At 64.6% G+C, this 11,864-nt stretch carries 11 protein-coding genes; 3 read left to right on the forward strand and 8 right to left on the reverse strand.

Going from position 1 to position 11,864, the window contains the following annotated elements; genetic code table 11:
- Nucleotides 1-101: 101 nt before the first annotated feature.
- The 5 genes from BCM27_RS04810 to BCM27_RS04830 all read right to left on the reverse strand — a co-directional run bounded on the left by BCM27_RS04810 (nucleotide 102) and on the right by BCM27_RS04830 (nucleotide 5,609).
- Nucleotides 102-1,112 (reverse strand): ABC transporter ATP-binding protein, encoded by a 1,011-nt coding sequence (locus tag BCM27_RS04810; RefSeq protein ID WP_004023207.1) that lies wholly within the window; start codon nucleotides 1,110-1,112, stop codon nucleotides 102-104.
- Nucleotides 1,112-2,230 carry an ABC transporter ATP-binding protein gene (locus BCM27_RS04815; RefSeq protein ID WP_004023206.1) on the reverse strand — a complete coding sequence of 373 codons (1,119 nt, stop codon included), beginning with the start codon at nucleotides 2,228-2,230 and terminating at the stop codon, nucleotides 1,112-1,114. Before BCM27_RS04815 ends, BCM27_RS04810 begins: the two co-directional genes overlap by 1 nt.
- A complete protein-coding gene (locus tag BCM27_RS04820; protein WP_239450660.1) occupies nucleotides 2,227-2,832 on the reverse strand; it encodes an ABC transporter permease in 606 nt (201 codons plus the stop codon). The genes BCM27_RS04815 and BCM27_RS04820 overlap by 4 nt, the downstream gene beginning before the upstream one ends.
- A gap of 344 nt (nucleotides 2,833-3,176) precedes the next feature.
- Entirely contained in the window at nucleotides 3,177-4,124 is a 948-nt protein-coding gene (locus BCM27_RS04825) for an ABC transporter permease (RefSeq protein WP_004023204.1), read from the reverse strand.
- A gap of 48 nt (nucleotides 4,125-4,172) precedes the next feature.
- Nucleotides 4,173-5,609: an ABC transporter substrate-binding protein gene (locus tag BCM27_RS04830; RefSeq protein WP_239450661.1), complete on the reverse strand. Its 1,437-nt coding sequence runs from the start codon at nucleotides 5,607-5,609 to the stop codon at nucleotides 4,173-4,175.
- Between the two features lie 451 nt (nucleotides 5,610-6,060).
- On the opposite strand from BCM27_RS04830, the gene BCM27_RS04835 reads away from it, so the two are divergent.
- Nucleotides 6,061-7,503: an MFS transporter gene (locus BCM27_RS04835; protein WP_004023201.1), complete on the forward strand. Its 1,443-nt coding sequence runs from the start codon at nucleotides 6,061-6,063 to the stop codon at nucleotides 7,501-7,503.
- 87 nt (nucleotides 7,504-7,590) lie between these two features.
- On the opposite strand, the gene BCM27_RS04840 is transcribed toward BCM27_RS04835, so the two are convergent.
- The 3 genes from BCM27_RS04840 to BCM27_RS04850 form a co-directional block, all read right to left on the reverse strand.
- On the reverse strand, nucleotides 7,591-8,130 hold the full coding sequence (locus BCM27_RS04840; RefSeq protein ID WP_004023200.1) for a VOC family protein: 540 nt from the start codon (nucleotides 8,128-8,130) through the stop codon (nucleotides 7,591-7,593).
- 49 nt (nucleotides 8,131-8,179) lie between these two features.
- Nucleotides 8,180-8,683 (reverse strand): nuclear transport factor 2 family protein, encoded by a 504-nt coding sequence (locus BCM27_RS04845; RefSeq protein ID WP_004023199.1) that lies wholly within the window; start codon nucleotides 8,681-8,683, stop codon nucleotides 8,180-8,182.
- Between the two features lie 66 nt (nucleotides 8,684-8,749).
- A complete protein-coding gene (locus BCM27_RS04850; protein ID WP_051987156.1) occupies nucleotides 8,750-9,640 on the reverse strand; it encodes an SDR family NAD(P)-dependent oxidoreductase in 891 nt (296 codons plus the stop codon).
- Between the two features lie 243 nt (nucleotides 9,641-9,883).
- Between BCM27_RS04850 and BCM27_RS04855 the strand changes: the two genes are divergently transcribed.
- Both BCM27_RS04855 and BCM27_RS04860 read left to right on the forward strand, forming a co-directional pair.
- Nucleotides 9,884-10,816, forward strand: coding sequence for an SMP-30/gluconolactonase/LRE family protein (locus BCM27_RS04855; RefSeq protein ID WP_004023197.1), 933 nt, complete (start codon nucleotides 9,884-9,886; stop codon nucleotides 10,814-10,816).
- 56 nt (nucleotides 10,817-10,872) lie between these two features.
- Complete coding sequence (locus tag BCM27_RS04860; protein ID WP_004023196.1) at nucleotides 10,873-11,766, forward strand: SDR family NAD(P)-dependent oxidoreductase; 894 nt, start codon at nucleotides 10,873-10,875, stop codon at nucleotides 11,764-11,766.
- The last annotated feature ends 98 nt before the right edge of the window (nucleotides 11,767-11,864 follow it).

An 11,864-nucleotide genomic window follows, 5' to 3' on the forward strand; every position in this document is an offset into this window, starting at 1 on the left:
CCCGATTCTGTGCATTGGTAGGGGCCAGATGAACAGGTCCGCCCATCTGGCGGAACGCGAATTCATGATCCGCACGTACTCGGATCCGCGCCGCCGGAGAATCAGTTCTTGCGCAGTGCGACGGACAAATTGGGGTGGTGGCAGGCCACATAGTGGCCCGGCGAGGCCTCGCGGAGGAGGGGCTCTGCCTCGCCGCAGACGTCTGTTGCCCTGGGGCATCTGGTGCGAAAGCGGCATCCGCTCGGTGGATCAGTCGGTGAGGGTAACTCGCCGCTCAGGCTGACATCGCCCACGGGCACCAACGGATCCGGATCGGGAATCGCCGACAGGAGTGCTTCGCTGTACGGATGTAGCGGGCTGTTGTACAGGCCGTCCGGGTCGGTGACCTCGCAGATCTTGCCGAGATACATGACCACGATGCGGTCGCTGATGTTCTTCACCACCGCGAGGTCGTGGGCGATGAACAGCAGGGTGAGCCCGTACCGGTCCTTCATGTCCTCGAGCAGATTGAGGATCTGTGCCTGGACAGAGACGTCCAATGCGGACACCGGCTCGTCGCAGACCACCAGCTCTGGCTCCAATACCATGGCACGGGCGATCGAGATGCGCTGGCACTGTCCGCCGGAGAATTCGTGTGGGCGGCGGTCCCCGGCAGTTTCCGGATCGAGACCGACCACCGTGAGGATCTCATCGACCTTTGCTGCTCGCTCGGCGCGACTGGTGTCACCGGCGATATCGAGGCCTTCGGCGACGATGTGCCGGACCTTCCGGAGAGGGTTGAGCGAGGAGATCGGATCCTGGAAGATCATCTGGACAGCCCGGCGGAACGGACGCATCTGTTTGGCCGACAACGTCGTGATGTCTTGACCGGCGAAGCTGATCTCTCCCGACGTCGGTGGCGGAAGCTGCAGGATCGCCTTGGCCACAGTCGATTTCCCGCAGCCCGACTCACCCACCAGTCCCAGGGTTTCGCCTCGAGCGATGTCCAGGCTCACCCCGGAGACCGCGTGGACCTTCTGTCCTCTGCCGATGTTGTACTCGACGGTCAGATCGCGGATCGTGAGCAGTACCTCGTCCTCCTCACGAAGATGTGCAGTCCCGGTGCCGGCCATCAGCTGTCCTCTCGTGTCGTCACGGGCAAACCGGTCACGTTGGTGCCCCGAGCAATGTTCTCCGCCAACGCGGCGGCACCCGCGGCCGTCCCCACCGGGTGAAAACAGGCGAACCGGTGGTCCGGAGCGGCGTTCTCGTGGACGGCCAGCGGTGGGGTCTCGGTCACGCAACGGGCGCCGGCATATTCGCATCTGGGCGCGAACGCGCAGCCCGCTGGGGGGTCGATGATGGTGGGTGGCCTCCCGGGGATGGACTGCAACCGGGTGTGGCTCGCATCTGACAGCTTGGGGATCGAGTTGATGAGTGCCCGGGTGTATGGGTGACGCATCTCTGTGAAAAGTGTGCGGGTGGGAGCGTGCTCGACAATGCGTCCGGCGTACATCACCGCGATCTCGTCTGTCCGACCCGCTACCACGCCGAGATCGTGGGTGATCAGGATCATCGCCATGCCATTGTCCTCGCGTAATCGCGACAGCAGTGACAGGACCTGATGCTGCACAGTGACATCGAGAGCCGTGGTGGGTTCGTCTGCGATGAGCAGGTCGGGCGAGCAGGCGATGGCGAGGGCGATGACCACACGTTGCCGCATTCCACCGGACAGGTTGTGTGGGTACTGGGAGAGACGCTTCTTCGGTTCCGGTATCCCCACCCACACCATGAGCTCCTCGGCTCGCATGAGTGCCTGCGCTTTGGTCAGATCCGTGTGCCGGCGAAGTGTCTCGGTCAGCTGGTGGCCGATGGTCAGAACAGGCGTCAACGAGGTCATCGGGTCCTGGAACACCATCGAGACGCGAGATCCCCACAGTGAGCGGCTCTCGGTTCGCGACAGGGTCGCGGTATCCCTACCGTCGATCTTGATGCGCGATCGTGGTTGGATGACCGCGCTCGGGGCGAGGATGCTCATGATCGACCGCGACAGAACGGATTTGCCCGACCCCGATTCGCCGACGACACCGAGGGTGCGACCACGCGGAAGGGTGAGGTCGACCCCGTCGACGGCGCGGACCATACCTCGCGGGGTGTCGAACCAGACACGAAGATCCTCGATGGTGAGGATCGGTTCCTCGGCGGTGTCGTCTGCGGATCGCGTGACCGGAACGGACGCGGACACACTCACAGTGATGATTCCTTTCCGATACGCCCTCGAGCCCAGTCGCCGAGGCGGTTCAGTGAGAAGACGGTCAAGAAGAAGAAGGTCCCCGGCACCAGGACGAGATAGGGAGCCTCGTACAGACTTTCTCGGCCGGCCGCGATCATTCCGCCCCATGACGGGGCGGGTGGGGGGATTCCGAGCCCGAGGAAGCTCAGTGACCCCTCGGCCACCACCAGTCCAGCCGCCACGACCGTGGCGAAGGAGAGGACGGGCAGCACCACATTCGGCAATATCTCGCGGATGATGATCCGCAGATGACCCGCGCCCAGTGATTTTGCCGCGGTGACGAACTCGCGATTCGCGAACGCGATGGTGTTGGCCCGCGCGATTCGTACGAAAGTCGGTGCGCCGACGATGCCCAGTCCGATTGTCAGCGTGGTGGTGCTGGGATCCATCACCGCGACCAGCGCGATGAGCAGGATGAGTGGCGGAAAGGCCAGAACCGTGCTGGTGCCGATGTCGAAGGTGGTGTCGAGTGCTCCCCGGAAGTATCCGGCAGCGATTCCCAGGGCGGTACCGCTCACCAGTGCGATCAATGTTGCGCCGAGGGCCACTGACAAGGACACGCGCGCACCGTAGATGGCTCGACTCAGTTCGTCCCGTCCGAGTTCATCGGTACCGAGAATGTGTGCACCAGTCTGGAACGGCCTCAGCGAGTAGGCATCTGTGACTTCCGAGGGCGACGGGAGCGGCAGGAGGTCGGCGAATACAGCGGCAGCGACGATGAGGATCAGCCAGCAGGCGCCGAGAGCGGCCCCGATGTCGCGCCTACGGCGGCGTCGCCTCTTGACTGATGTCACCTCGCCGTTGTCACCGGGCGGGACGGCTGATTCCACAGTTGTCGGTGTGGGCTCGGGTACCATCACCGCCCGAACTGTGTCGGGACTCAACGGTTGTGTGTCCGGAGCTTTCATGCGGTCCTCACTCTCGGATCGAGTACGGGATACACGAGATCGACGAGAGCGTTCAGCAGCACATAGGCAACAGCGACCACCAGGACGATGCCTTGCACCATCACGAAGTCCCGTCCGGTGATGGCGGTGATGACCAGCGACCCGAGACCGGGTAGCGAGAACAGGGTTTCGACGATCACCGTCCCGCCGATGAGCCGTCCCAGTGTCACGCCGAGGACTGTGACAAGGGAGAACGCCGACGGGCGTAGTGCGTGGGTGAAGAGGATTCGCGACGAGGGCAAACCGCGTGCTCTCGCCGACAACACGAAATCTTGCTGGAGGGTTGCGATCATGTCGTTTCGGAGAACCCGGATGAAGCCGACGGCCTCGATCGCCGACAGGGTGATCACCGGCAGGATGAGGCTCTCGATGTGAGGTACGAGGCCTTCGGACAGTGGGGTCCATCCTGTCACCGGCAACACGCCCAGGCTGACGGCGAAGATGAAGACCAGCAGCACTCCGAGCAAGAAGCTGGGGATCGACAGGGTGATCGAGCAGATGAACGTCGCGATCCGGTCGACGATGCCGCCGGGGCGGTACGCGGATACGACACCGACCGGGATCGCGATCAGCAGGGCCAGGATGATCGACAGAGCGGCCAGTTCGATGGTGACCGGCAGGCGCGCCAGTATGGCATCGGTCACCGGCAGCTGTGACTGCATCGATCGGCCCAGGTCCCCCTGGAACGCGCTACCCAACCAGTCGAAGTACCTGCTGACCAGGGAGCCGTCGAGACCGTAGAGTTGCATTGCGGCCGCTCGCATCTCCGGTGTTGCGCCGGCCGGAAGGACGGTGTCCACCGGATCGCCCGGAATCAATTCCAGGAGAAGGAATGTCGCGATACTGACGAGCGCCAGCACGATCCCCAGTTTGGCGACGTATCTTCCTGCGCCGAGTCTTGTCACGTAGAGCCCGTTCTGTCGTCGGGAGATTGTGCACGGGTGCCGGTACGACTACTGCTGAATCCAGGCCAGATCGGGACGGAACCAGTACAGGTTGTCGTTTCGCACACCCTGAACGTCCGATGCCGAGATCACGTAGGTCTTCGCATGCCGCCAGTACCGGTAGGCATTGCCTTCCACGATCCCTGCGATCGCGTCGGCGTACGCCTTGTTGACGACGTCGGGGTCGTTCGACGTGTGCGTCGTCGCGAAGGCCTGGTCCACGTCAGGGTTGGAGAACCCCGACGTGTTCACGGTGCCGTCGGTGGCGAAGACCTTGTAGAGGTTCTCGGGGTGTGCGCCACCCACCGAGCTGACGATCAGGTCGTAATTGCCTGATGTGAGAGCCGAATAGAAGGCTCCGCCGTCGAGGGCGACGATGTCGAGGTTCAGACCGTCGACCTTCGCGAACTGGGCCTGCAGAAGTTCTCCGGCCTGTGTGGATACCGGGCTCCCGGCGGTGATCGTATACGTCAGGTTGATCTCTTCGCCGCCGTTCGCTGCCCGGTACTCGTCGATCAGTTCCTGGGCCTGCGCGACGTCGACCTGCGGCCACGTCGAACGCGGGTCGTACATGGGGCTGTCCTCGGGTGTGAAGCCCGTGGCCACCGACTCGCCGGGGTATACCGCATTCATGATCTGCTCGTTGTCGATGACCAGACCGATGGCCTCGCGCACCCGCTGGTCGGCCAGAGGTCCTCGATGGCTGATGCGGGGGCCGGTTCCGCCGAGGAGCGCTGCCTCCGACACGTTCATTCCGGCGCTCTTCGCGCGATCTGCATACTTCTTCAAGGTCACCGCCATGACGTTGATCTCGCCCGACTGCAACGCGTTGTAGCGCTGATCATCCGCAGGGATCGTCTTGATCACCAGGCGATCGGCGTACGGACGGGGCTGGTCCCAATAGCCAGGATTTCGGTCAAGGGTCATCTCCGTTCCGCGGGCCCAGCTGGTCATCACGAAGGGACCCGCGCCCACGGGCGAGTTCCCGAAGTCGCGACCTTTGGCCCGGATGGCCTGAGGTGAGCCGATGAAAGCCATGTCCTCGGACATCGTCAGCGGTAGCTGGTAATTGACCTCGTCCGATGTGACAGTGATCGTGGTGTCGTCGACGATCTGCCAGGAGACGCTCTCCGCCGCCGCGGCACTGGGCGAGAGCAGAGCAGGGTCGAGCAGCCGGTCCCAGTTGAAAACCACCGCCGCAGCGTCGTACGGTGTCCCGTCGGTGAACTCGAGACCCGGACGGAGCTTCAGAGTCCAGACCTTGCCGTCGTCAGATGTGAAGGACTCCGCCATCCCCGGTTCGAACTCGCGGGTGTCGATGTTGTAGTAGACGAGGGCACCGAACACTGCGCCGCACGGACCGGGTCCGACCCCGACCGCGCAGGTGGCCGGGTCAACGGATTGCGCCTCGGTGTTGAACGCGTAGGTGAGCGTGCCACCCCGCACCGGGTCTCCGACAGGTCCGCCGGATGCTCCGTTCTGCCCGCCGGAGCACGCAGTCAGCAACAGGGTAGCTGCACTCGCGGTGCTCAGGAAGACTGCCAATCGGTGTCGGATTCTCACGCAACGCTCCTCGTTCGGGTCAGATGTGCTGTGGACCGGCGGCCGCCTGTGATGACGACGCAATCCGGGGTGTTGCGTGAATTAGGTCACCCAGGTCGTGGTCCGGGCAACCGGGCATTCCGCCCAGTGGGCGGAGCATCGGAAACCGCCGAATTCTTGATCGCCTCCCGGCCAGCGGTCATGAACCGACCGAATCGCTCGCGGTCTGAGAGCATGGTCTCCATCCATTGGGTCACGGCAGCGTCGAGAGGATGCCGTCGCTCGCCTGATAGCGGGAAGAGGTGCTGTGTCCGGTCGTCGTAGTCGTTCGGCCGGAAGCGTCGATCCTTCTCGCGTGCAATCGAATTCACGCTCGGATTTTCGATTCGCGGTAGTCGTCCTCGCGTTCGCGGGGATCCTGGGTTCTCTGGTTCAGACCCTGATCATCCCAGTGCTCGCGCAGCTCCCGGTGCTGCTGGACACCTCGGTCGCGGGGGCATCGTGGGTGGTCACGGTGACGCTCTTGACCGGCGCGGTCGTGACCCCGATCAGCGGGCGTCTCGGGGACACATACGGTCGACGGCGGGTTCTGATGATCTGCGTCGCGAGTCTCCTTGTCGGGTCTGTCATCTGCGCGCTGACGTCCGACCTGTCGGTGCTGATCATCGGCCGCGCCCTCCAGGGGATGGCCACCAGCGTGGTGCCACTCGGGATGAGCATCCTGCGGAACATGCTCGAGCCGGCTCGGCTACCGGTCGCGATCGCGATGGTCAGTGCGGCAGCCGGTGTCGGCGGTTCGGTGGGTTTGCCGTTGGCTGCTGTCGTCGCGGAGTACCTGGATTGGCATCTGCTCTTCTGGGCGTGCGCCGCGGTGGCGGCGATCTCCATCGTGCTGATCGCTGTCGTCGTGCCGCGCGACACGGTGTCGCGACCCCGTGCCCGGGCCGGCTTCGACTACGTGGGCGCCGTGCTCTTGGCGGCCCTGCTGACCTGTATGTTGACGGCAATCACCATGGCGCCCAAGTGGGGGTGGGCGGACCCTCGGATCACGGGGATGTTCACCGCGACCGTACTCATGGTGGTGATCTTCTACCTCTACGAGCGTCGCGCGCGACAGCCGTTGGTCAACATGCCGCTCTTTCTCAGCCGGTCGATCCTGTCCCTGAACGTGGTCACGGTCTTCACCGGGTTCGGCATGATGGCGATGAGCCTGATCCTGACCCGACTCATCCAGGCGCCGACATCGACGGGATACGGCCTCGGCCTGTCGATCACCATGACCGGACTCTGCCTGGCTCCGGGCGGTGTCATCATGCTGATGTGTCCGCCGGTCGCCGCCGCCCTGGCCGCCCGGCGCGGCTCGAAGCTCCCTCTGGTCATCGGAATCGTCGTGATGACGGGCAGTTACGCGATCGCCGCGGTGATTCCCTACACGACCGCGGTCGTCGTGGTCGTCGGCGCCCTGAATGCTGCGGGACTCGCGCTGGTACTCGCATCGGTACCGGCGCTGATGATGCAGGCGGCTCCCGCGGCCGAGACCGCGGCGGCCAACGGGCAGAACGCGCTCATGCGCACGGTCGGCACGGCGACGTCGAGCGCGGTGGTGGCGATGATCATGTCTGCCACCGTTTCCGCCCAAGCCCCGGATTTCTCCACCGAAGGCGGGATCCGAACGGCTTTCGCTGTCGGCGGACTCGTGTGTCTGGCGGCGCTCGTCGCCACGCTGTCGGTTCCGCAGGCACACCCGACCGCCGGCCGGCGGTCGACCGCCGACGAACTCGACCGCAGGGTCGGATAGCTCACCACCGGTGAGCGTCGAGTGTCGACGTCCGGCAACGAGATCGGTCGAGCAAGTCGTGGACGATCACCGAGATCGGCGAGACCCTCACGCCTGGTCGCCCGCGACACGAGCCATGACCCTGTGCATGAGGGCACGGTCGTCACGCGGACCGCCAGGGGTCGTCGACCCGAAGCGTTCGATCTCGCGGTCGATGTCGAGTGGGCTCGTGGGATCGATCCCGGGCACCATCACGTGGTGGAGCTCGGAATCGGGAACCAGCCAGGTGACCTCGAATTCGATGCCGTCGGGATCCCGGCCGTACACGGCCTTGGTGGCGACATGGTCGGAGGCCCCGACGAGCGCACCGACGCGCTGCAATCGAACGAGCGCGTCCCTCAGCTCTGCGAGCGTCTCCACTTCCCACGCCAAGTGGTACAACCCGATCGCACCCCGGCGAGCCGCGGGCGCAGACGCCTGGAACAGGCCCAGGTCATGATCATTCGCGCTCCCCGTGCCCCGCAAGAAGGCCCCGCCTGGGAAGTCAGCCGCGATGCGATCGAAACCGAGTGTGTTGCAGTAGAAATCAGCACTTCGCTGAATATCTGACACGAACAGGACAGCATGATTCAGACTGCGAATCGACAACGATCTACCTCCGGTATTCGGGCGTGACCGCAGGTGTGGCCTGGCTCGATCAACCGTCCAGGCCCCACCCTTGGGTCACTTCCACGGACTCCTCGAGCGGCCTCGTCATCGACCATAGTGGAATCGACAGGCACCGCGAGATCTTCCACTGGCCGTCCTCGATCACATAGTCGTCGTCGTACTCCATCGACGCGACTGTCTCAGTGCGTTCGGCCAGATTCAGCTGGCGAAAAGCGAGGGTCCATCTGCCGTGGGCATGGGTGTCGTCGACGAGCGATATCTCCGGATGGAATGCGTGGTGCATGTCCAACACCTGGTAGGCGCCGGCCTCTTTGCGAAGCGCGACCTGCCGGAAGATCTCGACGATCGGGTCGGCGTCGTCGTACCTGCCGAGCGCACCGTAGTCCAGGACGGCGCCGGATCTGATGAAGCAAGCCCGAAACGTCTCCGGGTCCTTGGCATCGCAGGCGCGTAGGTATCGGTGCTTCAGCGATGTGATCTCGCGGATGCTCCGCAGTTCGGCCAGCTGCTCGTCGACGGTCGGGGAACTCATGGGGGTGATCCTCTCGGGCCGGGTGGTGTGATCGGGCTGCCCTGCTCGCCTGGGCAGTTCGAGGCGTTACTCGATGACAGCGGAACTGAACTGAGGGGGGTCGCCGAGGTACGACCGGTGAGATGGAGGGCTGTTCCCGTCGACATCGGTCACTCCGAGTTCGTCGGCCAGCTCAGCGCCGATCAGAACCTGCCCGCTTCGTCGTATCAAGTCCGGCTCCTGGGTGAGAGCCGCGATCACTCGTCCGGTGAATTCGGGTGACTCCGCGCTTGCGAGGATGTCGCGGTACGCCTCCGGGTCCTCGGCCACACCGGCCAGAGTCCGTTCGGTTTTCAGGAGTCCCATCCAGATCGACACCACCGTCACCCCGTAGGGACCGAAGTCGTGGGCCATGTCGTGCGCCATCTTGTCCACCGCGGCTTTTCCGGCGCCATAGGCAGGTCCGTGCATGTAACAGGTACCGCCGAAGCTCGACGTGTTCACGACGAGTCCGGCGGTGCTCTCGAGCAGGAGGGAAGCGGCGTAGTACGTGGCGACGTAGCTCGACCGCATTCCGACATCCCAGAGGTCCAGCAGCGCGAGCGGCTTCTGGAAGAACGGACCTTTCGTCGCCAGTGCGTCCGGGATGGAGAGCGCGTTGTTGACCAGAACGTCGAGATGGCCCTGTTCCTCGCGCACTCTGGTGAACAGGTGTTCCACGTCGGTGTCCACAGAGTGGTCGACGATCACCGGAATGCCCCGTCCGCCACGGGCGGTTACTTCCTCTGCCGTGCTCGAGACGGTACCGGGCAAGGCTGATTGACCTTCGGTGGCGGTGCGTCCGGTGACGTACACCGTGTACCCGGCGTCACCGAGGGCCAGGGCGATCCCCTTACCCGCGCCTCGACTGGCGCCCGTCACGACCGCTACTCGGTCATCAGGGGTCTTCGGTGAGGGCGCTTGCGGAGAGGCGGACATAACGGCCGACGCTAGGCCGATGGCAACCCGACGGACACCTCCGCCTCCCGCTGAGTGGACGGCGCACGGCGCGCCGTCGGCGTCCCGTCTGTCGGGACGACCGGGACGCCGAGTCCAAACTCGTTGCTAGCTTGGCGAAGTACCGCGGTGACCCGTCCCTGCCGCCCGGCCGGTGACCGGTGTTGCCGACCCAGGCGCCCGGTACGGCACCCGATCACTCGACCCACCGGCAGGGGCCAGACAATGAACGAGCGACCCGCCACCATCGCTGATGCGCGCAGACACCACGCGAGTGAGCTCGCCCGCGGGTTCTCGTGGCCGGAGTGCCCACGATGGCACGACGACCGGTTCTGGTTCACCGACATGTACACCTCGACGCTGAAAACCGTTGGCGACGACGGAATCGTGGAGATCGTGGTGGATGCCACCGGACGACGCCGGGATTCGTCGGTCCCGATCGTCCTGGGTGGTTTCGGTTGGCTACCAACCGGTCAGCTGGTCGTCACCTCGATGCACGAGAAGCTGATCCTGATCCAGGCCGACCCGGATGCGGACGTGCTGTCGGTGTATGCGGATCTGTCCGACCTGGCGGTGGGGCCGATCAATGACATGGTGGTCGCGACCGACGGAAGTCTGTACATAACGCAGCTCGGTTTCGACCTGTTCAACGGCGACGCACCTGTGTCGTCTCCGATTCTGATGGTCGATACCGACGGCACGGCATCATCGGCAGATGCGGTTGGTCCTCTCATGGGAGCCAATGGGATCGGGCTGTCCGCCGACGAACGTCACCTGTACGTGGCCGAGACCTTCGCCGATCGTCTTCTCGTGATGGAACGCGCCGCCGACGGATCGCTCTCGGACCACCGGGTTTTCGCCGAATGTCCCGGATCACCAGACGGTTTGGGGCTCGACGCCGACGGCGGCGTGTGGGCTGCCCTGCCGGGGCTCGGACGTGTCGTGCGTTTCGTGGACGGCGGTGGGGCCACAGACGTGGTCGAGGTTCCCCTGGACGAGGGCAGGACCGTCGCCTGCCTGCTGGGAGGCCACGATCGCAGAACGCTTTACGTCACCGTCGGCGTCGAGGTGTACGACTTCGAGAAGTCCGCGCGCGAAGCGCAGGCAAGTATCTGGACGGCCAGAGTCGATGTCGGTGGCGGGCACACCCGTCCCTGATCACGCCGTCCTGACGGCGCCCTGCAATGAACACGACAGAGACATGAGGAGACCCCATGCAAGAACTGCGTTACGACGATCGTTGTGTCATCATCACCGGCGCGGGTAGGGGAATCGGTCGTGAGTACGCGCTCTTGCTCGCCGCACGTGGGGCCTCGGTCGTGGTCGGCGACCTCGGCGCTCGCACAGACGGGTCCGGCCTCGACGGAGACGATCCGGCGGCGACCGTGGCCGCCGAGATCACCGCCGCCGGCGGCCGAGCGGTCGCCTGCCGTGCGGATGTATCCCACGAGCAGGGTGCGAAGGCACTGGTCGAAGCCGCCATGGACTCGTTCGGGCGGATCGATGGAGTGATCAACAACGCCGGGATCGTCCGGACTGCGGACTTCCGGGATGTCCCCGACGAAGAACACCAGCGACATCTGGACGTGCACTACTTCGGTTCGTTGCGCCTGTGCCGCGCAGCCTGGCCCCATCTGATCGCCTCGGGGACGGGCCGCGTCGTGAACACCGTCTCCGGCGCGATGCTGGGTAATCCCATGATGACCCACTACGGCAGTTCGAAGGCTGCCGTGTTCGGTTTGACGCGGAGCCTGGCCGTCGAGGGAAAGTCCGCGGGCATCGCGGTCAACGCCATTGCGCCGGGAGCCGGGACGCGGATGGCCGAGGCGGCTACCGACAGCCTGTCGCCGGAGGTCGTCGCGCACATCCGGAACAACCTGCGAGCGGAGTTCGTCGCGCCGATGGGAGCGTATCTGGTCCACCCATCAGCAACGGTCACCGGTGAGGTCTTCACTGTGGCCGGAGGAGCGGTGCGTCGCCTCGCGTTGCTGGACACGGTGGGCATCAACGATCCGAATCTGAATGTGGAGACGATCGCGACACAATTCGACGACGTCATGGCGATCACGTCCGATGCCGTTCCGCATGTCCTCCATCTGGACGCCTGAAGGTGCTGTGCACCTGAGCAACTCATGATCGCACGCCGAGGGTAGAGGGGGAGCATCGAAACCCGTCCCGGCTCGTCGAGTTGCCGCGCTGGTCGTGG

It is taken from the genome of Gordonia terrae, from assembly GCF_001698225.1.
GTDB lineage: Bacteria > Actinomycetota > Actinomycetes > Mycobacteriales > Mycobacteriaceae > Gordonia > Gordonia terrae.